The organism is Rhodoferax sp. GT1R46 (assembly GCF_056521285.1).
Genome location: NZ_JBWMBC010000006.1, coordinates 133272 through 155583, shown reverse-complemented (window position 1 = coordinate 155583; position 22312 = coordinate 133272). Strand labels below are relative to the sequence as shown.

Annotated in this window: 24 protein-coding genes; 8 read left to right on the top strand and 16 right to left on the bottom strand. The window is 57.9% G+C overall.

Annotated features, from left to right (window positions below):
• Positions 1-9: 9 nt before the first annotated feature.
• From phoB to pstS, 6 genes are all read right to left on the bottom strand, one after another.
• On the bottom strand, positions 10-735 hold the full coding sequence (gene phoB / locus AC097W_RS14420; RefSeq protein WP_479603306.1) for a phosphate regulon transcriptional regulator PhoB: 726 nt from the start codon (positions 733-735) through the stop codon (positions 10-12).
• Positions 732-1433 (bottom strand): phosphate signaling complex protein PhoU, encoded by a 702-nt coding sequence (gene phoU / locus AC097W_RS14415; protein WP_479603305.1) that lies wholly within the window; start codon positions 1431-1433, stop codon positions 732-734. Before phoU ends, phoB begins: the two co-directional genes overlap by 4 nt.
• 11 nt (positions 1434-1444) lie before the next feature.
• The gene (gene pstB, locus AC097W_RS14410; protein WP_479603304.1) at positions 1445-2224 is read right to left on the bottom strand and encodes a phosphate ABC transporter ATP-binding protein PstB; all 780 of its coding nucleotides are present in this window, start codon (positions 2222-2224) and stop codon (positions 1445-1447) included.
• Positions 2225-2259: 35 nt separating this feature from the next.
• Entirely contained in the window at positions 2260-3120 is an 861-nt protein-coding gene (gene pstA, locus AC097W_RS14405) for a phosphate ABC transporter permease PstA (protein WP_479603303.1), read from the bottom strand.
• A complete protein-coding gene (gene pstC / locus AC097W_RS14400) occupies positions 3117-4082 on the bottom strand; it encodes a phosphate ABC transporter permease subunit PstC (protein ID WP_479603422.1) in 966 nt (321 codons plus the stop codon). The genes pstA and pstC overlap by 4 nt, the downstream gene beginning before the upstream one ends.
• A 106-nt stretch (positions 4083-4188) precedes the next feature.
• Positions 4189-5232: a phosphate ABC transporter substrate-binding protein PstS gene (pstS, locus tag AC097W_RS14395; protein WP_479603302.1), complete on the bottom strand. Its 1044-nt coding sequence runs from the start codon at positions 5230-5232 to the stop codon at positions 4189-4191.
• 197 nt (positions 5233-5429) lie between these two features.
• Between pstS and AC097W_RS14390 the strand changes: the two genes are divergently transcribed.
• The 3 genes from AC097W_RS14390 to AC097W_RS14380 all read left to right on the top strand — a co-directional run bounded on the left by AC097W_RS14390 (position 5430) and on the right by AC097W_RS14380 (position 8817).
• Positions 5430-5930, top strand: a complete 501-nt coding sequence (locus tag AC097W_RS14390; RefSeq protein ID WP_479603301.1) for a fasciclin domain-containing protein — start codon at positions 5430-5432, stop codon at positions 5928-5930.
• Positions 5931-6085: 155 nt separating this feature from the next.
• Complete coding sequence (locus AC097W_RS14385; RefSeq protein ID WP_479603300.1) at positions 6086-7231, top strand: ABC transporter substrate-binding protein; 1146 nt, start codon at positions 6086-6088, stop codon at positions 7229-7231.
• A gap of 77 nt (positions 7232-7308) precedes the next feature.
• On the top strand, positions 7309-8817 hold the full coding sequence (locus AC097W_RS14380; RefSeq protein ID WP_479603299.1) for a Ppx/GppA phosphatase family protein: 1509 nt from the start codon (positions 7309-7311) through the stop codon (positions 8815-8817).
• On the opposite strand, the gene AC097W_RS14375 is transcribed toward AC097W_RS14380, so the two are convergent.
• Positions 8814-10634 carry an EAL domain-containing protein gene (locus tag AC097W_RS14375; protein WP_479603421.1) on the bottom strand — a complete coding sequence of 607 codons (1821 nt, stop codon included), beginning with the start codon at positions 10632-10634 and terminating at the stop codon, positions 8814-8816. The two genes, AC097W_RS14380 and AC097W_RS14375, sit on opposite strands and share 4 nt — an antisense overlap.
• 279 nt (positions 10635-10913) lie before the next feature.
• On the opposite strand from AC097W_RS14375, the gene AC097W_RS14370 reads away from it, so the two are divergent.
• On the top strand, positions 10914-11411 hold the full coding sequence (locus AC097W_RS14370) for a hypothetical protein (RefSeq protein WP_479603298.1): 498 nt from the start codon (positions 10914-10916) through the stop codon (positions 11409-11411).
• Between the two features lie 6 nt (positions 11412-11417).
• Here AC097W_RS14370 and AC097W_RS14365 read toward each other — a convergent pair whose 3' ends face one another.
• Genes AC097W_RS14365 through AC097W_RS14340 form a run of 6 tightly spaced genes read right to left on the bottom strand, consistent with a single transcriptional unit; the run spans position 11418 to position 16998 of the window.
• On the bottom strand, positions 11418-11879 hold the full coding sequence (locus AC097W_RS14365) for a SixA phosphatase family protein (RefSeq protein WP_479603297.1): 462 nt from the start codon (positions 11877-11879) through the stop codon (positions 11418-11420).
• Positions 11880-11895: 16 nt separating this feature from the next.
• A complete protein-coding gene (gene ppk1, locus AC097W_RS14360; protein WP_479603296.1) occupies positions 11896-13992 on the bottom strand; it encodes a polyphosphate kinase 1 in 2097 nt (698 codons plus the stop codon).
• 39 nt (positions 13993-14031) lie between these two features.
• Entirely contained in the window at positions 14032-15114 is a 1083-nt protein-coding gene (locus AC097W_RS14355) for a glycosyltransferase family 4 protein (protein ID WP_479603295.1), read from the bottom strand.
• Positions 15111-15974, bottom strand: coding sequence for a UDP-2,3-diacylglucosamine diphosphatase (locus tag AC097W_RS14350; protein WP_479603294.1), 864 nt, complete (start codon positions 15972-15974; stop codon positions 15111-15113). The genes AC097W_RS14355 and AC097W_RS14350 overlap by 4 nt, the downstream gene beginning before the upstream one ends.
• The gene (locus AC097W_RS14345; RefSeq protein WP_479603293.1) at positions 15974-16789 is read right to left on the bottom strand and encodes a GNAT family N-acetyltransferase; all 816 of its coding nucleotides are present in this window, start codon (positions 16787-16789) and stop codon (positions 15974-15976) included. Before AC097W_RS14345 ends, AC097W_RS14350 begins: the two co-directional genes overlap by 1 nt.
• Positions 16786-16998: a hypothetical protein gene (locus tag AC097W_RS14340; RefSeq protein ID WP_479603292.1), complete on the bottom strand. Its 213-nt coding sequence runs from the start codon at positions 16996-16998 to the stop codon at positions 16786-16788. The genes AC097W_RS14345 and AC097W_RS14340 overlap by 4 nt, the downstream gene beginning before the upstream one ends.
• A gap of 185 nt (positions 16999-17183) precedes the next feature.
• Here AC097W_RS14340 and AC097W_RS14335 point away from each other — a divergent pair, with 185 nt between their 5' ends.
• Together AC097W_RS14335 and AC097W_RS14330 are read left to right on the top strand one after the other, a co-directional pair.
• Complete coding sequence (locus AC097W_RS14335; RefSeq protein ID WP_479603291.1) at positions 17184-17459, top strand: hypothetical protein; 276 nt, start codon at positions 17184-17186, stop codon at positions 17457-17459.
• A gap of 18 nt (positions 17460-17477) precedes the next feature.
• Complete coding sequence (locus tag AC097W_RS14330; protein WP_479603290.1) at positions 17478-18383, top strand: DMT family transporter; 906 nt, start codon at positions 17478-17480, stop codon at positions 18381-18383.
• On the opposite strand, the gene ppk2 is transcribed toward AC097W_RS14330, so the two are convergent.
• Positions 18377-19270 (bottom strand): polyphosphate kinase 2, encoded by an 894-nt coding sequence (ppk2, locus tag AC097W_RS14325; RefSeq protein ID WP_479603420.1) that lies wholly within the window; start codon positions 19268-19270, stop codon positions 18377-18379. The two genes, AC097W_RS14330 and ppk2, sit on opposite strands and share 7 nt — an antisense overlap.
• 224 nt (positions 19271-19494) lie before the next feature.
• Here ppk2 and AC097W_RS14320 point away from each other — a divergent pair, with 224 nt between their 5' ends.
• The gene (locus tag AC097W_RS14320) at positions 19495-20286 is read left to right on the top strand and encodes a CHAD domain-containing protein (protein ID WP_479603289.1); all 792 of its coding nucleotides are present in this window, start codon (positions 19495-19497) and stop codon (positions 20284-20286) included.
• Positions 20287-20391: 105 nt separating this feature from the next.
• On the opposite strand, the gene AC097W_RS14315 is transcribed toward AC097W_RS14320, so the two are convergent.
• Positions 20392-20526, bottom strand: a complete 135-nt coding sequence (locus AC097W_RS14315; protein ID WP_479603288.1) for a hypothetical protein — start codon at positions 20524-20526, stop codon at positions 20392-20394.
• A gap of 169 nt (positions 20527-20695) precedes the next feature.
• On the opposite strand from AC097W_RS14315, the gene AC097W_RS14310 reads away from it, so the two are divergent.
• Complete coding sequence (locus AC097W_RS14310) at positions 20696-21712, top strand: M14 family zinc carboxypeptidase (protein ID WP_479603287.1); 1017 nt, start codon at positions 20696-20698, stop codon at positions 21710-21712.
• A gap of 75 nt (positions 21713-21787) precedes the next feature.
• Here the strand turns inward: AC097W_RS14310 and AC097W_RS14305 are convergent, their stop codons facing one another.
• Complete coding sequence (locus tag AC097W_RS14305) at positions 21788-22303, bottom strand: GNAT family N-acetyltransferase (protein WP_479603286.1); 516 nt, start codon at positions 22301-22303, stop codon at positions 21788-21790.
• Between the last annotated feature and the right edge of the window lie 9 nt (positions 22304-22312).

Here is a 22312-nt window from a genome sequence, read left to right as displayed (position 1 = left end):
CAAGATGTGTCAAACGCCCGCTTTTTCGGTCACCGGCACTGCGGACACAGGATTCGCCGTCAAACGGTAGCCTGCTCCCCGCACGGTTTCCACCATGGACCCGGCCTGGGCCAATGCTTCACGCAGACGCTTCACGTGCACATCCACTGTGCGCTCTTCGATATACACATGGTCGCCCCATACCTTGTCCAGCAGTTGCGCCCGGCTGTGCACGCGCTCGGAGTGCCCCATCAGGAAGTGCAGCAACTTGAACTCCGTGGGCCCCAGTTTCAAGGGCCGCTCTTCAAAGGACACGCGGTAGGTCGCGGGGTCCAGTACAAGCGCCCCAATGGTAATGACCTCTCCGACCTGCTCCGGGGTGCGGCGCCTGAGCACAGCACGGATTCGGGCCAGCAACTCTTTCGTCGAGAACGGCTTCGCTATGTAGTCGTCGGCCCCCGCATCCAGACCTGCCACGCGGTCGGATTCGTCGCCCCTAGCCGTCAGCATGATCAATGGCACCGCCTGGGTCCGCGGGTCGGCGCGCCAGCGCTTGGCCAGCACCAGGCCGCTCTCGCCCGGCAACATCCAGTCCAGCAAAATCAGGTCCGGTAGCGCAGCATTCATTTCGCGCTGGGCAGTGACACTGTCCATCGCCCAGATGGGACGAAACCCGTTGTGTCGCAGGTTCACGGCGATGAGTTCTGCGATTGCAGACTCATCCTCCACCACCAGAACCGTGGGCATGGTTCTCATTTCACCACCGATTCAATTTTTTCCATCGTGGTGTGCCGTATGTCTTCGCCCTTCACCACGTAAATGATGAACTCTGCAATGTTCTTGGCATGATCCCCGATGCGCTCAATGGCCTTGGCCAGGAACAGCAAGTCCAAGCTGGGTGAAATCATGCGCGGGTCTTCCATCATGTAGGTGATGAGCTTGCGCACAAAGCCGTCAAACTCGGCGTCGATCAGATCGTCTTCCTTCAGGATCGAAACTGCTGCCGCCGTGTCCAGGCGGGCAAATGCGTCGAGTGCCTTGTTCAATAGTCCGGATGCCAGATCCGCCGCAACACGCAGCTCCAGAGAGGGCAAGGCACGTGGCGCCCCGCTGTGAATGATCGAGCGCACCATGCGCGCAATTTTTTCGGCCTCATCGCCCACCCGCTCCAGGTTAGCGGTGGTCTTGGAGATAGCGATCAACAGGCGCAAGTCACGTGCAGTGGGCTGACGACGGGCAATGATGGAAGAGAGATCGCGATCGATCTCAATCTCCATGGCGTTCACACGTGCTTCGTTTTCCGAAACCTCGTTGGCAACTTCCACACTGAAATGCGACAGCGCGTAGATGGCGCGTCGAATCTGCGACTCCACCAAACCGCCAAGCTCCATCACCTGTGAGGAAACGGATGTCAGTTCGCTGTCAAACTGGGTGGATAAATGTTTCTCGGGCATGGTGCTTCCTCTTAGCCGAATCGGCCTGTTATGTAGTCTTCTGTTTCCTTGCGGGTGGGCTTGAAAAACATCTGTTCAGTCGCACCAAACTCCACCAGATCGCCCAGGTACATATACGCCGTGTAGTCACTGCAACGGGCGGCCTGTTGCATGTTGTGGGTCACGATCACTACCGTGTAATCGCTCTTCAACTCAACGATCAACTCCTCCACTTTGGCGGTGGAAATGGGATCCAGCGCCGAGCAGGGTTCGTCCAGCAACAGCACTTCCGGTTTGATCGCGATGCCACGCGCAATACACAAACGCTGCTGCTGACCGCCCGACAGACTGGAGCCGCTTTGGTGAAGCTTGTCCTTGACCTCACCCCACAGCGCAGACTTGCGCAAGGCCCACTCCACCCGCTCTTCCATATCCGTGGCGTTGAGCGACTCGAACAACTTCACACCAAAGGCAATGTTGTCGAAAATCGACATGGGAAACGGGGTCGGCTTCTGGAACACCATCCCGACCTTGGCACGCAAGAGGGCAACGTCCTCCTTGCTGGTCAACAGATTCTCACCATCCAGCAGAATCTGCCCCTCCGCCCGCTGCTCGGGATAGAGCTCGAACATGCGGTTGAAAACGCGCAACAAGGTGGACTTGCCACACCCTGAGGGGCCGATGAAGGCGGTGACCTTGTTTTCCGGAATTTCCAGATTAATGCCCTTCAAGGCGTGGAACTTGCCGTAATAGAAATTCAGGTCCTTGACCGAAATTTTGGTTCTTTCGGCTGCAGTAGAGGTGTTCAGCATGGAATGTCTTTTCAGATGAATGACTACAAAAGCGGTTAGATCTTGGTACGGGTGAGTACCCGGGCCAGAATGTTCAGACCCAGAACCGCCGCCGTAATAATGAAGACGCCCGCCCATGCCAGCTTCTGCCAGTTTTCATAGGGACTCATGGCAAACTTGAAGATCGTCACCGGCAAGCTCGCCATGGGCTCACCGAGGTTGCTGGTCCAGAACTGGTTGCTCAGAGCCGTAAACAGCAATGGCGCTGTTTCACCCGCAATGCGGGCCACCGCCAGCAAGACGCCGGTAATCACACCGGTTCTGGCGGCTTTGAGCGTAATGCTCAGGATGACCTTCCATTTGGGAGCACCGAGGGCGTAAGCCGCCTCACGCAGGCCGGGGGGAACCAATTGCAGCATGTTTTCCGTAGTGCGAATGACCACTGGAATCACCAGCAACGACAGTGCGAGCACACCGGCATAGCCAGAGAAGGACTTGAACCGCGAGACCACCACCGCGTAGACAAAGAGCCCGATCACAATGGAAGGTGCCGACAGCAGAATGTCATTCACAAAGCGCGTCAACGAGGCCAACCAGCTCTTGGTATCAAACTCGGCCAGATAAATGCCTGCCATGACGCCAATGGGGGTACCCAAACCGGTCGCCAGTGCCACCATGACGAATGAACCATAAATCGCGTTGGCCAGACCGCCTTCATCGTTGGGAGGAGGTGTCATCTGGGTGAAGGTGGCAATTGCCATGCCACCAATGCCCAGCCGCACCGTTTCCCAGAGAATCCAGAACAACCAGAACAGCCCAAAGGCCATCGCGGACAGGGCCAAGCCCGTGGCAACCTGATTGACGCGCTTGCGATGGGCGAATTTGGCAGCCCGGAGTTGGTGTGCGGACGCGCTCATGTTTTGGCTCCTTCGTTTTTGCGCAGTTGCGCAAGCAACAGCTTGGAAAGCGACAGGATTACAAAAGTGATGAAGAAGAGAACCAGGCCTAAATACATCAGCGAGGCTTGGTGCAGACCTTCGCCGGCCTCGGCAAACTCATTGGCCAATGCCGAGGTAATGCTGTTGGCGGCCTGGAACAGACTCAGAGAATCCAGCTGGTTGAAATTGCCGATCACGAAGGTCACGGCCATGGTTTCACCAATGGCGCGACCCAGACCCAGCATGATGCCGCCGATGACGCCGGACTTGGTATAGGGCAACACCACTTTGGACACGACCTCCCAGGTCGTGGCGCCCAGTCCGTAGGCGGACTCCTTGAGCAGCGGAGGTGTCACTTCGAACACATCCCGCATCACCGCAGCGATGAAAGGAATGATCATGATGGCCAGAATAATGCCAGCGGACAAAATACCGATACCGACGGGGGGACCGGACACAAAAGCGCCCAGATAAGGCACCCCCGCGAAGGCAGCTTGCAAAGGCTGCTGCACATAGGTTGCGAGCACGGGTCCAAAGACCAGCAGGCCCCACATGCCGTAAACGATGGAAGGAACGGCAGCCAGCAGCTCAATGGCCGTGCCCAGAGGCCGCTTGAGCCACGCGGGAGACAACTCGGTCAAAAACAGGGCGATGCCAAAACTGACCGGCACTGCGATCAGGAGCGCAATGAAGGACGTTGCCAGCGTTCCATAAATCATGACCAGGCCGCCAAACTCTTCCTTGACCGGGTCCCATGTGGTGCTGGTCAGGAAGCCCAACCCGTACTTGTCAATCGCGGGCCACGCGCTGATGGTCAGCGACCCCAGAATGGCGATCAGCATACCCAGGGTAATGAGCGCCGCACCCTTGGCCAGCAAGCCAAATATGACGTCAGCCAGGGGGCCCGACCGGGCCTTTTTAACAGGTGGAGGTTGGCTCATTGCGCGGGATGGCTGTTTTGCAGATTGGCTGGACGGCAAATCGCCGTGCACAAGTGTAGATGACATGGTTACTCTCCCGTCCAAAGCCATTCTGTGGTGAAACGATTTACTTGAACGCGACTGGCTTGCCAGCTGTGTCCTTGATCTCGCCCCACGACTTCTCGATCGCAGCAATCACTGGCTTGGGCATGGGCACATAGTCCAGATCCGCAGCAATCTTGTCGCCATTCTTGTAAGCCCAGCTGAAGAACTTGAGCACTTCAGTCGCGTTGGCTGGCTTGTCCTGCTTGGTGTGCATCAGGATGAAGGTCGCACCCGAAATGGGCCATGCATCTTTGCCGGGCTGATTCGTCAGGATCTGGTAGAACGACTTGTTCCAATCAGCACCCGCAGCAGCGGCCTTGAACGTATCGTCTTCCGGCTTGACGAAGTTGCCAGCCGAGTTCTGCACGATGGCGTAGGTCATCTTGTTCTGCTTGACATACGAGTACTCCACGTAACCCATGGAGTTGGGCAGGCGCGCCACAAATGCCGCCACGCCTTCGTTGCCCTTGCCGCCCGCACCCACTGGCCAGTTCACAGCAGTGCCCTCACCCACTTTGGACTTCCACTCTGGGCTTACCTTGCTCAAGTAGTTGGTGAAAATGAAGGTCGTTCCGGAACCGTCGGCCCGGCGGACCTGGGCAATCGCTGCATCAGGCAAAGGCAATGTGGGGTTCAGAGCCTTGATGGCGGGGTCGTTCCAGCGGGCAATTTTGCCCAGGAAGATGTCGCCCAGCACGGGGCCTGTCAGCTTCAGTTGCCCAGGCTCAATGCCTTTGACGTTGATCACGGGCACCACCCCACCCATCACCGTGGGGAACTGCATCTGGCCCTTGGTTTTCAGGACTTCGTCGGTCAAAGGCATGTCGGATGCACCGAAATCCACCGTCTTGGAGTCAATCTGCTTGATACCACCACCGGAGCCGATGGACTGGTAATTCACCTTGACGCCCGTTGCCTTGTTGTAGTCAGCGGCCCATTTGGAATAGATGGGCGCAGGAAACGTCGCGCCCGCACCGGTGATTTCCTGGGCGCTGGCAATACCAGCAAAACCCATTGTGGAAGCCATGGCCAATGTGAGCATCGGCAATTTGAACGAGATTTGCATTCGGAATCTTTTAGTGGTTGGTTAAGGAATGAGATGACTTTAAGAACTTTTTATGACATACATGTGACAAGACCACCTATTTTGCAGCACCCCTGCCCAAAAAAAATACCCAGAGCATCGCCAGATTTTCAAGAAAATGTCACAAACTTGACATAAAAAGTTTCTACGCTTGCATCTTTCAACTTGCGAGAAACGCCATGACAACGTTTACCTTCCTCTCTGCTACACGCCGCACCGTTTTGGCCGCTGCCTTCGCCGCGACCATGGCGGGCTGCGCAACCACGACTACACCGGTCAACCTGGCGGAAACCATCGCAAAGACCCCCACTTTGAGCACCCTGAGCAGCCTGGTCGCCAAGGCCGGCCTGACCGAGACGCTTAAAACGGGTGGTCCGTTCACCGTCTTTGCCCCTACCGACGAGGCGTTCAAGGCAGTGCCTGCCAGCACCATGGACGATCTGGCCAAGCATCCTGAGAAACTGAAGGATGTTTTGACCTACCACGTCATCCCCGGCAAAACCATGGCCGCTGATGTGAAAAACAGCAATGCCAAGACCGTGAATGGCGCCAGCGTGGCACTGTCCAAGGCCGGAGAGTTCGTCACTATTGAGAGCGCAGCGGTGGTTAAGGCGGACATTGGTGCTACCAACGGTGTCGTGCACATCATCGACACCGTCTTGCTGCCACCCAAGAAGTAACGCGGATTCCGTCCGGCGCCGCTGCCCTGCGCCGGACTTTTGAATGAAATTGGCATCTAGCCCTCGTGGATACTGCGCAAGCAGCTATTAAATTCATAGCATTCCAGCTTTCTCTCTGTGTCTCCATTTGCTCAATACCCTTTGAGCCGCAATCCATGCCTTTTCCCCAGAACCCGAATCGCCGTCTATTGATGGGTGCTTTGGCCACCATGTCCGTCGCAGGTGTCAGCCCGGTTTGGGCCCAGCCGTCGAAACCCTCCTCTCTATCGCGCCACACCACGGTAGCGCAAATCGCTGACATATCAGTGAGTCAAATTGATGTATCCAAAGATTTCCTGGTGGGCTCCCGGGCCGCCTGGCAGGACATCAACTCCCGGGGCGGGCTGCTCGGAAAACCCGTCAACCACCTGGTCATTGAGGTGGACGGTAGCGCAGCCAGCCTGCGTGCGGCAACGGAAAGTCTGAAAGCCCAGAGCCAATGCATCGCCCTCTTCGGCAGTGTGGGCGACCGGGCTGCATCGCAGCTGGCGGGCATGGTGGGCCGCGAGTTGCCCGACCTGGCCCACGTTGCGCCCTGGCTCCAGAATGTGGATTCGGATTCAAGCTCCAACACTTTCCCGATCTTCGCTTCGCGCCAGGACCAGATCGCCCATGCGGTCAAATCCCTTTCGGTCATGGGGGTGACACATGTGGGCGCGGTGTACGGTTCAGTTGCAGAACATGCGGCCTACCGCGAGGGTCTGGAACAAATTTCCAGAACCCTCAAGCTTCCGCTCACGTCCTACAACCCGGCCGCCGACTTGCAGTCCGTAGGCAAGTCCCTCGGTGCCACGAGCCCGCGGGTCCTGCTGTTTGTCGGCGGCACACCGGAACTGCTGCGGTTTACCCAAGGCATTGAAAAGCAGGCGACACAGCGCTACATCATTGCCATGTCCGACGTGAATCTGCAAAGTATTCAGCAAATGGGTGTCACGCGGCTCACTCCGGTGATTGCCACTCAGGTCGTGCCCATGGTGAACTCCAGCCTGCCGGTCGTGAAGGCTTACCGGGACACGCTGGGCCGCCTGTTTGACGAACCGCCAACGCCGCAGAGTCTGGCGGGCTACATTGCCGCGCGTTACACCTACGAAGTGCTGCAAGGCGTTGATGCTCCCCTTACCCGCCTCAGCGCCCTACAGGCGTTCCAACGACGCAGCACCGTGGATCTGGGGGGATTTCGCATTTCGCCGGATCCCAAGGGCCGCAACGCTGCCTATGTCACGCAAAGCATGATTTCTCCGGACGGCCGTCTGATCGGGTAAACCCTGTAAAAATACGGGCGGCGCATGGCCCAGTGCTATGCTCTCGCCCGACCTATCACTCTTACCAGAACACACCGATGCAAAACGGAATCCGCCTCGCTGCCGTGGACTTGGGGTCCAACAGCTTTCGCCTCGAAATCGGGCGGGTAGAACACGGCGACTTTCAGCGCACGGAGTATCTGAAAGAGACGGTGCGCCAAGGCGGCGGGCTCGACGAAGACCGCAATCTGACGCACGAGGCCATGCAAAGCGGCTGGGACTGTCTGGCGCGCTTTGGAGAACGCCTGGCCGGCTTCAAACCCGGTGAAGTCCGCGCCGTGGCCACGCAAACCCTGAGGGAGGCCCGGAACAGAGACGAATTTTTGATACGAGCCCATGAGGTTCTCGGCTTCCCGATCAACGTGATCTCGGGCCGGGAAGAAGCACGCCTGATTTACCAGGGTGTTGCCCACATGCTTCCGCAATCGGGCGAGCGGCGTCTGGTCATTGACGTCGGCGGCCGCTCCACCGAGCTGATTCTGGGCGAAGGGCTGACGCCCCATGTCATGGAATCGTTCCGGGTTGGCAGTATTGCCTGGTCCAAGCGCTACTTCCCGGACGGGAATCTGTCCAAAAAATCGTTTGAAATAGCCGAAATTGCAGCAAAAGCCGTCCTCGACGAGGCCCTGGAAGCGTATCGTCCGGATCGTTGGGACGTTGCCTATGGCTCCGCAGGCACGGTAGGTGCCATTGGCGATGTGCTGGTCGCCGCTGGCTGGCCAGCGGGAATCGTCACGCAGGATGGACTGGACTGGCTGCTTGACAAACTGGTCTCCGCCCAAAGCGTGGACCGCCTACGGCTGGCAGGCATGCGCGAAGACCGCAAGGCCATCATTGGTGGCGGTGTCAGTGTCATGCGTGCCCTTTTCAGTTTGTTGGGCATCCATTCCATGCAACACGCTGCCGGCGGTCTGCGCCATGGCCTGATTTGCGATTTGCTGGGAACAACCAACACCGAAGACGACTTGCGGACCAAAACCGTGCGACGCCTGGCGACCAAATTCGGGGTAGATACGACCCATGGCGAGCGCGTGGGCCGCGTAGCCACGCAACTGTTCGGCAAGCTGATGGCCGAACAGCCCAATGGGATGCACCCAGAGCACGACCGCCTGGTGCGCAAATTGATCTGGGCTGCGCAATTGCACGAGATTGGCAGCCATATTTCCCACAGTGATTACCACAAGCATGGCGCCTACATTCTGGACAATGCGGATGCATTGGGATTTTCGCTCTCAGAAATGCACCGCCTCAGTCTGTTAGTCCTGGGGCACCGCGGCAAGTTACGCAAACTGGAAGCTGCGCTGGAAGACGATGACCTGGTGACCCAGCTGCTGACCCTTCGGCTTGCCGTCATTCTGTGCCATGCCCGACGCGACCCCGACCTCAATGGCATGTCCATTGAGCGCCTGGATCCTTCGGGTCGCAATCTGCAGCTACGCTACCGACGCGGCTGGTCCGATGCGTTTCCGCAATCGGCCTATCTGCTGCGCGAAGAGGCATTGGCCTGGCAGAGAACCCCGTGGGCGCTGAGCATCATAGGTGACTAGACCTGGCGCTCGTACACGCCAGCCCGGGCCTGCTTTGCGTCGTGCTTGGCAAGCGCCGCCAAGTTTGCAACATCTTCCGCCCGTGAGAACCGGCTGCCATCAATTGCGACCGCACCGATAGACACGGTGGTGAATGGGAAAAACCGGTGTACGCCATGGCGATCCTCCGCCTCAATGCCGCCCACTGCCCGCACGGCCTCGTCATACATGCCCATGGCCCGGGTGTTGAAATCCAGAACAATCCGCTCACAGCGCACGCGCCAGTCGGGGCTCTGGAACAGGAGGATGAAGTCATCCCCTCCGACATGGCCCAAAAAGTCGAGCTGGGAATCGCAATGTTCCATACAGACCTGGGCAATCAGGCGAATCATTTCATCGCCACGCCAGTATCCGTAGTAATCGTTAAAAGGCTTGAAATTGTTGAGGTCTGCATAGCAGGCAACAAACCGCACATCCTTCCTGAGCAATCGCTCCATGTGCTGGCTGATGGGAATGTTGCCTGGCAGAAAAGTAAGCGGATTGGCATGGCGGGCCGCTTCAATGCGTGTCTCGGTGACGGAACGCACCAACTGATCTCCGGTACCCAGACCCACATACCGCCCATTTTCGGTCACGATAAAACCGTCGCTCAAATAGCGCTGGTCCTCTGAGGTCAGAATGCCCACCAGTTCATCCACGCTGTGGTCGCGCTCGATCAATCGTGGTCTGAAATTGGCGTTTACCGAGCAGGACCTTCGGCCCCACACTTCACGGTAGTACAGTTTGCTGTATTCGTTCATGAACTGCGCGCGGTTGATGATGGCCACGGGCCGGTCATCTTCCAGCATGGCAATGGCATGCAATGAAGGTGCTGCCAGAAAATGGGCGGCCAGCGCGTCGTTTGTGGAGTCCGTTGTCACCGTGGGCGCATGCACCAACGCAAGGCTGCGCAAATGCCCGCCGGCTTTGGCCCGGCTCAATTCCGGAAAGACAACAATCTGCCTCTCGGCCAACGTTCGCTGGGCATCTGTTCCCAGGTGCTGCAAAGGGGTTCGGTCGGGATGACCCAGGAAATAGCCCTGTCCATAATTGATTCCCAGATCCCTCAGGACCCGCAAATCTTCCTGGGTTTCAATGCCTTCGGCGACCAGTTCGGTACCAAAAATAGCGGCAATTTGCTGGAGCGCCTGAATGGTCTTCAGCTTGTCTCCATGCTCACTGATGTTCTTGGTGAAGTACTTGTCAATCTTGACGACCTCTGGCTTCAGTTGCGACCACAGGCGCAGGCTGGAGCGTCCATCTCCAAAGTCATCCAGCGCCAATGAAATGCCGGCAGACCGTACCTCCTGCACCACCGCGGCCAGCGCATCCATGTCGTCTACCCGTTCGTGCTCGGTGATCTCCAGAACCAGCATGCGCGACAGAACGCCCAGATTGCTGATGAGGTCCAGCAACTCGTCTCGTCCACGCGATGTGAACAACTGTGTCAACACTGCGGCACTCATATTGACGTACAAACGTCCAGGCGCTCGCAGCTGCCCCCAAGTCTTGAGTGCCGACACTACGCAAGCCAATTCAAAATCAAAGCCCAGGGCTTCTTGTGCCGCAGCACGCAGCAGGGCATCTGGCGTATGCAGGGCGGTACCCTGGGGGCCGCGAATCAAGGCCTCATGGGCATGAATGGCACCGTCAGCCAGATTGGCGATGGGCTGAAACACGGGATACAACAGCCCGTTCTGCAAAACCTTTTCAAGTGGACTCTGGCCCGCGGTGACGTAATTCGCGTGCGAGCCGAATTCCCATCCCGCCAATAGCGGCGTGCGGCCCATTGCCATCATGCCGCTCACGCAATGCCCCCTATTCGTTCCACGCTGGCTTGCGGGCAAAAAGCTCGTTTCAAAAATTGACGCAACATAAACACCATCCAAGAAAAGTCCAACGCCCTAATCTAGTGTGTCGCGATGACAGAGATGTGACAGAAGAATTACAACCGCATGACGACGTGCATTAAAACGTCCAAAGCGCGTCTTTTGCAGGGTGAATATTCAACGTTTTATCATTGATCCCACCATTTAAACGATATAAACTATATATATCAATACTCCAGGATTAAAGTCATGACCGTCACCGAAAAGAATGTTGTTCCAGTTAAAACTGCGGCGGCCGATGTACCCCAAGTAGCCGCACCGGCAGTGCTGGTCAAGCCTGTTGTGGCTAAACCCGTTGTTGCCAAGACTGCGACGCGCAGGCCCGTTGCCACAAAGTCCACTGCAGCCAAGCCCGCGGCAAAAGCAGCGCCCAAATCCGCGCCAAAGGCAAAAAATCCGGCTGCACCAAAACCTGCAACCAAGCCCGTTGTCGCGAAGCCGGTTAAAGCAAAGAAACCCAAAATGGTCCGCGACAGCTTCACCATGCCCAAACCCGAATATGTGGTGATGGATACACTGAAATTGCGCGCTGCAAAGTTGACTATTTCTGTCAAAAAGACCGAATTGTTGCGTGCGGGCATCAAAGCCCTTGCGGCGATGGCCGATGCGGCGTTTCTCGCGGCCGTGCAAGCTGTGCCGAACCTGAAAACTGGTCGCCCAGCCAAGTCAAAAGCAAAAGCAAACTAGGCTGCGTTACAGCACTTCGGGAGACTGGACGGTAACGACGACCGTCTGGGCTGTCGCTTCGCGCTCACGGTGGCGTAGCCACCACAGCGCGCCTTTCTTTACCGCGCATTCACTGGCATTCAGGCCGAGCAATTCTGCGATAGCCTGACCTAATAGAGGCTGGTGCCCAACCACCAGTACGCATCCCTTGGCTTGAGGCCATAGGACCAGTTGAAGCAACTCCTCCACGGTGCCGTGCGGGCCCAGTGCCGGGCTCGTTCTGAATTTGCGCCCCAGGGCGAGCGCAGTCTGTTCGGTACGTTTCGCTGGGCTCACCCATATGCGGGCACTGTCTGGCAACTGCCGGTCCAGCCACGCTGCCATACGGGCCGCCTGCTTTTCCCCTCGCGAAGTGAGGGCCCTGGCCATATCATCACCGCCCAGCGGGATCTCAACCGCCTCGGCGTGACGCCACAGAATCAAGTCCATATTCGCCTCAGCTTCCTTAATAACCTTCGCCGTTGAGTGAGTAGCGCGCCATGAGTGCCGCCTGCGCCCCATATGCAGCAGTCGTGCCGTCTCTCTGGATATGGGTATAAGTTCCATCTGCACCCATGTCCCAGGCGTCCACGCCATCGTGCAGATAGGCCACGAGGCACTCATCAACAATCCGCTGGCGTTGCACAGGGTCAGTGACAGGCCAAGCCAATTCCACACGGCGCACCATGTTGCGATTCATCCAGTCGGCACTGGAGAGGTACAGATCCTCGACCTCGCCCATGCGAAAATAAAACACCCGCGAATGCTCCAGAAACCGGCCAATAACGGAGCGCACACGTATGTTGTCGGTATGCCCGGGAACCTGAGCCGGAAGCATGCAAGCACCTCGCACAATCAAGTCAATTTTCACACCGCGCTGGCCAGCCTGGATCAGACCATGGATCAGCGCTTCGTCCGTCAGCGCGTTCATCTTTGCAACAATGCGCGTTGACTTCCCCCGGCTGGCTGCCAGCCCCAATGCGTCGATTTTGGACAGGAGGTTGCGTTGCAAGTGAAACGGCGCCATCCACATTTTTCGCAGCCGGGGGAGCTTGCTTTGACTGGCCAGATGCACAAAGACATGCTCCATGTCGGTAGTCAATGCTGCGTCGGCGGTGATGTGGCTCAAATCCGTATACAAGCGCGCCGTTCGCGGGTTGTAGTTGCCTGTGGACAAATGGCCATAGCGCTTCAGCAGCTTTCCCTCGCGCCGGGTCACCAGCATCATTTTCGCGTGGGTTTTGAGACCCACGACGCCATACACCACCTGCGCGCCAATGGACTCCAGCATTTCTGCCCAGTTGATATTGGCTTCTTCATCAAAACGGGCCTTGAGCTCCACGACCACCGTGACCTCTTTGCCACGTCGTACGCCTTCACGCAGCAAGTCCATCAGCGCCGAGTCCGCGCCCGTGCGGTAGATGGTCTGCTTGATCGCCAATACCTGCGGATCGTTCACCGCTTCGCGCAAAAATGCCAGCACGCCATCAAAGCTTTCAAACGGCTGGTGGATCACGATATCCCCCAACTTGAGCTGCTCGAAAATCGACTGTCCGGGGTTCATCTGCAAGGGATAGCTTGCCTTGTAGGGCGCAAACCCCAAGTCAGGCCGGTCCACCAGATCAATCAATTGGGTCAGGCGCACCAGATTCACGGGGCCCTGCACGCGGTACAGCGCCTGCGCAGGCAATTCAAACTGATTGAGCAGCAGTTCAGACAAATGCTCCGAGCAGCCCGCCGACACCTCTAACCGGACCGCCTGCCCATAGTGGCGGTGCACCAAGCCCTGGCGCAGGGCCATTCGCAGGTTTTTCACGTCTTCTTCGTCGACCGCCAGATCGGAATGGCGCGTCACCCGGAACTGGGAAAACTGTCCGACGTGACGACCTGCAAACAAATCCGCCAGATGCGCGCGAATGACACTGGACAGCGAAACAAACAAGGTACGACCACCCGACACCTTCTCGGACATGCGGATGAGCCGTGGCAGCACCCGCGGTACCTTCACGATGGCGATTTCGTTTTCTCGTCCGAATGCGTCGCGCCCACTCAAACGAACGATGAAGTTCAGCGACTTGTTGGCCACTTGGGGGAAGGGATGGGAAGGATCCAGCCCCACAGGAATCAACAAGGGGCGTACTTCTCTCTCAAAGTACAGCTTGACCCACTTGCGCTGTGCCAGGTCGCGGTCACCATGGGAAATGATCTTGATGCCTTCCCGCTCAAATGCCGGCATCAACTTTTCGTTGTAGAGGGCGTATTGCCGATCGACCAAGCTGTGCAAAGACGCGGCCAGCCGCTCAAAAGACTTGACCGAATAGGGACCCTTGCGGTCGTTGGCCTGGTTGGCCAGCAGATGCGGTTCGGCCCGCACCTCAAAAAACTCATCCAGGTTGGATGACACGATGCAGAGGTAGCGCAAGCGCTCCAAAAGCGGCACGTCATCGCGTACGGCCCAATCCAGAACCCGCTCGTTAAAAGCCAGCAGGCTGTGATCGCGGTCCAGCAGATCCGGCATCCCCAAGGGTTGCTGCATTGTTTGGCTGCGAAGAAGGGACAACATGGACACGACCTTGACTATGACACGACGGTGACGAATTGTTTACGAATTTGATGACATTCGTGTGACAACTCCATGAAGCTCATTCAATCGACCCAACGCAGCACCCGGTCGGGCAGGCACCAGATATCTCAAAAACTGCTGCGAGGCTTGTGTCCAGCTGAACTTCAATGCCCGCGCTCTCGCCTCGTGTCTGGGAATGGCCAGCGCTGCATACCAGGCAATGGACAGATCCGGATGGAGTGCTCCGCCAGTCTGGGGCGAGCCAATCACCTCCAGTGGTCCTTCAACGGGAAATGCTGCTACAGGCGTACCCGTTGCCATGGCCTCCAGCATGACCAGGCCGAAAGTCTCTGTCCGGCTCGGCATGACAAAGACGTCCGCCGCCGCATACACGCGCGCCAGGTCATCGCGCGGCAAGAGCCCTAACCAGCGTACGTGTGGATAGCGCGCACGCAGTGAAGACTCCAAGGGCCCCACACCACAGACAATCTTGGTACCGGGCACATCCAGCTGAAGAAACTCCTCAATGTTCTTCTCGTACGACACACGGCCGACAAACAGGGATACCGGTCTGCACAGAGTACCCAGCGCAGGGTAAACCTCTGGCAATTCCTGGTAGCTGAACAGCTGCACGTCGACGCCGTGAGTCCAATTGCGCAGATTGCAAAAGCCCCGCCCTTCGAGCATTCGCAGAACACTGGGTGTGGGAACCAGCACCCCGGATGAACGCTTGTGAAAGTGACGAAACAGCGCATAACCCATCCAGAGCGGCACCTTCAGGGCAGCCTTCAAAATCTCCGGAAATCGGGTATGAAACGCCGTGGTGAACGCCAAGCCGCGTTGCAGACAATACCGCCGAGCGGCCCAGCCCAAGGGGCCTTCCGTGGCGATGTGGATGGCATCCGGAGCAATGGCATCGAGTTGAAGCGCCAGAGACTTTGCGGGCCGCACGGCAAGGTGAATGCCGACATAGCCCGGGCATGGCCGGGTCGAAAACAGGTCCGGATGAATCACCTCCACCTGATGACCCAATGCCTCCATTTCCCGCACCAGCTCCACCAGCGTGGTCACCACCCCATTGACTTGCGGCTGCCACGCGTCTGTCACCAGCGCAAGCTTCACGCAGGGACCTCCTGCAGCGCCTGTGCAATGACAACCCGGGTGTTGGTGTCATTCCAGTACAGTATTTCCAGCCAGCCATCAAAATGCTCAACCAAAGCGGTGCGGCTTTCAACCCAGTCTCCATCATTGCAATACAGCGTCCCGTTGATCTCACGCATCTCTGCACGGTGAATATGGCCACACACCACACCATGGTGACCGCGGGCACGGGCTTCGTTCGCGACGGCCACTTCAAAATCGGTGACGTAATTCAGTGCTGACTTGACCTTGTCCTTGAGATAGGCCGAAAGCGACCAATACGGCAAGCCCATGCGCGCACGCAATCCATTCAGATAGCGGTTGAGCTTCAGTGTGAACTCGTACAGGTTGTCGCCCAAAAAAGCGAGCCATTTCGCACACTGGATGACACCGTCAAAGTAGTCGCCATGGGTGACCCAGAGAGTACGGCCATCAGCCGTTGTGTGAACAGCGTCTTCGCGCACCTCGATACCACCAAACTGGTGGCCCAAAAAACCACGTGCGAATTCATCGTGATTGCCTGGAATGAAGGTGACCTTGCAGCCCTTGCGCGCCGCACGCAGAAGTTTTTGAACGACATCGTTATGCGATTGCGGCCAAAACCAGCGACGACGCAACTGCCAGCCATCCACAATGTCTCCCACCAGATACAAGGACTCACAGGGGTGTGCCCTCAGAAAACCCAGCAGCGCATGGGCCTGACAGCCGGCAGTCCCCAAATGAATATCCGAGATAAAAATTGCACGAAAGCGGTGGGTTCGGTGCTCGTCTTCCTGATCGTGCTCTTCACTCGCTGGCACGCCACTCCAGAGCGGTGCGAAGGCGTCAAGAGCGGCTCGCATCACGCACCCAGAAAGTGCTTGCGGTAGCGCAGCGGCAGATCCGCAATGCGCATCAGCATGGGCAGATCAGCAGAATTGAAATCCGGGTCCCAGGCCGGTGCGCCCAGCACTTTGGCGCCCAAACGCAAATACCCCTTGATCAGAGCGGGTGGCTCCACGTTCAACGAAGAATCCAGGCGCTCAATGGGCAGCGGCAATCGGGGACGCACATGGTATTCAATGGGCGCCAGATGGGTTTCCTTGACCTGCCGCCAGATACTGGCGGCCAAATCACCACTGACCACGCCGTTGTGCATCATGGGAATGCTGGCACAACCAATCATGGTGTCGAGCTGGTTGCGGACCATGAATTCCGCCAGTGCGCCCCACAGCGCCATGATGACCCCGCCGTGGCGGTGGTCCGGATGCACACAGCTGCGGCCCAACTCCACCATGCGGTCACGCATGGTGCGCAAGCGGGTGAGATCAAACTCGGTGTCGCTGTAGGTGCTCCCTACCCGCTTGGCTTGCACCGGGGTCAGCACTCTGTAGGTACCAATGACCTGCTGTGTAGATTCGTCCCGCACCAGCAAGTGCTCACAATAATTGTCAAACAAATCAATGTCATGCCCGGCGATGGGTGTGTTGAGGCGTGCACCCATTTCACCTGCGAAGACCTCATGGCGCAGGCGTTGAGCTGCGCGCACTTCATCCAGGTGGCTAGCCCAGGACACCACAATGCCATGGCGTTCTGGCTGCGGCTTTGCCACGCCAGCGACCAGATTCCCGGCCCGCCGAGCGTCCGTCGCCGGGGCAATCGTCGTTTGCTCTTTCATGACAGACTCCCTATCGGGCCGTGTGACAGCGCATCCAGCCAGGGTCGGGTTCCCGCCTTGAAGCGAAAACCTCCCGGACTGTTGGCCAGTGCGAGAGCTGTGCAGCGCAGGACGCGCAGACATTGCTGCTCAAAATCGTGAATAGGGTTGCTGAAAGAAGGGTTAAATCCCTTGCTCAGTGCCTGTGTAGCGTCTGAATTGTTGACCATCGTGTTCTCCATCGTGCAAGACATGCAGCGATTCTGGGATGGTCAGATGACGCGATCACGTCATTCCGGTGGCATTTGTGTGACAGTCAACTTGTGCAAATAAGCATCAAATCGGCAAACAGCACTTGATTAACTAAGGGTTTACCCTTATCTTTAACATTGCGTTATTTTTGAAAGGACTCACCATGTCCAAAATTACCCCGTCCGCCGACTGGCCATCAGCTTCACCGGCGCCCGAATCTAACCCCATTTTTCAACCGGATCTCGCGCGGAGTGTGGCCGAGGCCACTGGTATCGCCATGGATGTTTTCGGCCTGCCTTTTGACGTTGCAAGGGCACAGTACGCAAGAGCCGTCCAGGCGGGACTCATCGAACGCTCCATGCTGGCATCCCGGGATTTCTCCCGGGTCCTCAGTTCGATGGAAAAGCTGACACTGGGGCCGTGGGCTCGCCATGTCTGATCCAAAACAAGACGATCAGTGACGACATCCAGAAAAGCTTTGGCCGGCATTGCCTTGGGAATTGCCGCAGTGGCCTGTTTCGCCACGTTGGACACCACCACGAAATGGGTCACCGGCGGCGTTCCGCTGTTGATGGCCTTGTGGTTCCGTTATCTGTTCCAGGCGTTGGCTACCACCCTCACGGTGCTGCCGCGCCGGGGACGGGCGTTGCTGCGAACCGAGCACCCTCGCTTCCATTTAGCCCGCGGCGTGCTTCTTTTGGCCAGCAGCTTATTCGCGTTTCTCAGTCTCAAGTACATGCCTGTGGGTGAGTTCACCGCGATCGTCATGATTACGCCGCTGGTCGTCACGCTGCTGTCAGCCCGCATGTTGGGCGAACGTGTTTCCGCGCTGCGCATGCTGTTGGTGGCGGGGGCCTTTGCCGGCACGCTGGTCATCGTCCGGCCAGGCGGCCAGGATTTCAACTGGACTCTGCTTCTGCCCTTGGCGCTGGTCGCAGTGAACGCCGCATTTCAGCTGCTGACCAGTCGCATGACCCGCACCGAAGACCCTATGACGCTGCAGTTCTACACCGGCTGGGTCGGTACGCTTATTGCAGCGCTTCCCCTGCCGTGGGTCTGGGCTGAAATTGGCAGCCCGCAGCTATGGCTTGGCTTGGCGGTAATGGGGGCCACTGCGACGTTAGGGCACTTTTTGCTGATTCTGGCCTTTCAACGCGCCCCAGCCGCAACCCTGATGCCCTACATGTACACCCAGATCGGCTTCGCCATGCTCGGCGGCTGGCTGATGTTCTCCCATGTGCCAGACCACTGGTCCGTGCTGGGTATCGCACTGATTGCCTTGTGTGGTGCCGCAGGCGCTTTTCTCAGCGTGCGGGAGAGCCGTAGCATCTCCCTTCGGACCTTACAACCCGCGGCTCAGTAGATTTGGGGCACCAGAATATCGTTGGGCACCGGCTGGCGCACATAGTCCTCGTGGCGTACGCGTTGCGGTAGCACGATGGCAGGGTGCGCAACTTCGTTGTAGTCCATCTGACCCAGCAGGTGGCCAATGCAGTTCAAACGCGCTTTCTTCTTGTCATCAGCCGGAACGACCCACCACGGTGCTTCGGGAATATGGGTGCGTTCCAGCATGATTTCCTTTGCCTTGGTGTAGTCCTCCCATCGGCGGCGGGACTCCAGATCCATAGGGCTCAGTTTCCACTGTTTGAGCGGGTCATGGATGCGGCCCAGGAAGCGCAGGTTTTGCTCGTCGTCTGAAATCGAAAACCAGTATTTGATGAGCTGGATACCCGAGCGCACCAGCATTTTTTCAAACTCGGGAACCGTGCGAAAGAATTCTTCATACTGGTCATCATTGCAAAAACCCATCACCCGTTCCACACCTGCGCGGTTGTACCAGGAGCGGTCGAACAGCACCATCTCGCCTGCAGCCGGCAAATGCGATATGTAGCGCTGAAAGTACCATTGCGTGCGCTCGCGGTCGTTGGGCGCTGGCAACGCCGCTACGCGGCACACCCGGGGGTTTAACCGCTGGGTAATGCGCTTGATCACACCGCCCTTGCCCGCCGCATCGCGGCCCTCAAAGACAATCACGACTTTCTTGCCGGTGGCAATAACCCAGTCTTGCAGTTTGACGAGCTCTCCCTGCAGGCGGAACAGTTCGCGGAAGTACTGCCGCCGTGCTTCCTTGTCTTGCGCGGTGAAATCCGGCGAGGCATCCCCCGTCAGTTCGGCCACGGTGCGGTCCTCGAACTCCATTTCCAGTTCTTCGTCGTAACCGTCGATCAAGTCTCGGTGGATGCGGCGCATCAATTCATCATCACTGGCGCTCACGGCTTTCTCCTGCAGATGTTTTCTGATTCGGGAGTTACCAGCTTACCCAGCTCCCATGACTTTTTTGTGACGCCAGCACTGCAATTTCGTGACGAAAATCAACACCGCTCACGCGTTGCAATTGCTGTACTCTTCCCCGGTTATGAATCAGGATTCACTGACCTCACCGCTGCGCGCGCGCTCCGACGTTGAAGCCCAAAATGTCGTTGCCCACTGCCGCGCATTGCGTTTTGCTTGAAAGCTTTTCCCAGTTCACCACCAACCTGCACCTTCTGCGTTTTTCAGATGACTCCGAGGTCGTGCACCAGGCCCGCATCGGTTGGCGACGGTTTCGCACGGTCTTGCGGCTCTTCAAAAAAATATCGGTGGTTCAGAGTGCCCCGCCATGGGAGCCACTGAAACCCATACTGGTTTCGATGGGCGGCTTGCGTGACCTGGACGTAGCCCGAGGGGAAACGCTCCCCCAGTTTGCGCATGACTATGCCGGCACAGACCCAGGGAAACAAGGAAAGTGGCGCGCGATGGAACAGGCCTTGTTACGCACCGCGGACGACCAGCGCCAGGCGGTGCGTATCGCTATGGACGATACGGCAGTGCAGAAAACCCTGCTGACTATCACGCAATGGCTGGAAAATAAGGCCGCTTGGAAGAAGTCCAGCGAATCAAAAAGATACCGGGACAAGTCGTTGCGGCAATGGGCCAAACGCCGGGTTGCCTGTGCGCATGAGCAGCTGCAGACTGCCCGCCGGGATTGCGGCACGTTTGAGCGGCAGCACCGCACACGGATCCTCGCCAAGCGACTGCGCTACAGCATCGAGGCACTGCGCCCGCTGCTACCCAAGCGCTGGTACCAGCAGGCCATAGACCTGCAAATGGACATTGGTACCACACGCGATGTCATGCAGGCAGCCACGATTGCTTCCACGCTGGGCGCAGATCCCGAACTCGTGGCTTTTCTGCGTAACGCTGCCGAACCGGGCTCGGCGCGCTGAAATCAGGTGCGCGCGCGCCAGGAGTGGTAGCGTGAGCGTTGTAGGGCAAAAAACTCAACGACGCCCCAAGCAACACTGCTGAGGACGACCACATGTCTTACCGCATTAGTTCTGCGCTTGTGGCGAGGTTGGCGCATGGGGAATACCACGGGATTGGGAGTGGGAGAGGCCGAGGCTGACCCAGCCATCGTCGAACAGGGAATCGAGCTTTCTTTGCAAGCCCAGGAATTTCCAGATCATGGTGCGCTCCAGTCAAGTCATTGAACGAGCCCCTAGGCTATCGCGGGAATGTGACGTTAGTGAGACAGTTGCACAAACCCTTTTCGCGCAGTATGGAATCATGCAACTCAGGGCTTTGGGCGCTATGCTTGACCGGGAACTCCCCTGCGACCCATACAAAAAAACATCTGTGCAGAAAAAACACCTACCGGAAATGGAAGCGCTGGAGCGGCTGATGGATCTGGGGGCGCAGCACCTCGATGTCAGAACCATGCGCCAGGTTTCAGTGGCAGCCGGGGCATCGCTGCCCGTGTATGCCATCGGTCTGGGCAACCCGAGCCCTGACGTCCCCGCGATCGGTTTTTTTGGCGGCGTCCATGGGCTGGAGCGCATCGGCGCGGAAGTGGTCATTGCCTTCCTGCAAAGCCTGGTGATGCGCTTGCAGTGGGACACCACGCTGCACCGCCAACTGGAGAGTGTGCGACTGGTGTTCATGCCGATCGTCAACCCGGGCGGCATGCTGATGGGCACACGCGCGAATCCCGGTGGCATTGACCTGATGCGCAATGCACCGGTCGATGCCATCGACAAAGCACCGTTTCTCATCGGTGGCCAGCGCATCAGCGCGGGTCTGCCGTGGTACCGGGGCAAGCCGGGCGAACCGATGGAGGCTGAAAACCAGGCGGTCTGTGAGGTGGTTGCATCGGAACTGTTGACGCGCAAGTTCAGCATGGCCCTGGACTGCCACTCGGGATTTGGCGCGAGTGACCGCATCTGGTTTCCCTACGCGCACACCCGAAAACCCATTGCCCATCTGGCAGAAATGCAGGCACTCAAGGATGTTTTCCTGCAAACCTACAGCCACCATCCCTACGTTTTTGAGCCGCAAAGCCTGCAATACCTGGCCCACGGAGATTTGTGGGACCACCTGTATCTGGAGGCCTGTGAAGACCCCGAACGCGTTTTCCTGCCACTGACACTGGAGATGGGATCGTGGCTGTGGATCAAGAAAAATCCCCGTCAGATGTTTTCCCTCAAGGGCATCTTCAACCCGCTGATTGAGCACCGCCAGCATCGCGTGTTGCGACGTCACCTGTCGCTCCTCGATTTTCTGGCGAGAGCCACCTGCAGCCATGAACGCTGGACACCGACACCCGCGATGCGCGCCAAACTGCATGCGGATGCGCTGCGCGACTGGTACGAATAATTCAGCACAAAAACCAGTGCTAGCCCACGTGGAATATGTGCAGGCAGCTATTGAATTGATAGCTGCATTTGAACTTTAGTCCAGCCACTTCTGCATGAACTGCGCATGCCCCATGGCGGGATCCAGCTCGTAGTTGGCAAATCCTGTGCGCTGATAGAGTCGTAGCGCGCCGGCGTTACCCTGCAGCACTTCCAGTGTGAGTTTGCAGGCACCTCGTTCGCGGGCAATGACTTCCGCCAATGCCAGCATGTGCGCGCCCACCCGTTGCCCACGGTGACTGGCCAGCACCGTGACATCGTGCACATTGACCAGCGGTCGGCACGCAAAAGTAGAAAAGCCTTCGATGCAATTCACCAGACCCACTGCCCGATCACCCTCAAAGGCCAGCACACTGAATGCCTGCGGACGCTGCGCCAAGGCGGCAACCAGATGGGCTTTGGCAAAGTCGCTCAGCGCATGGCCGCCGCCCATGGGATCCTGTGCGTAGGCATCCAGCAGTTGCACCAGAGCCGCAGCGTGGACCGGATTGGCATAGTCTGCGCGGACGATGTGCAGCGCCGCCGTAATGGAAGGGGTGGGAACAGGTGTCACGTGGAAGCC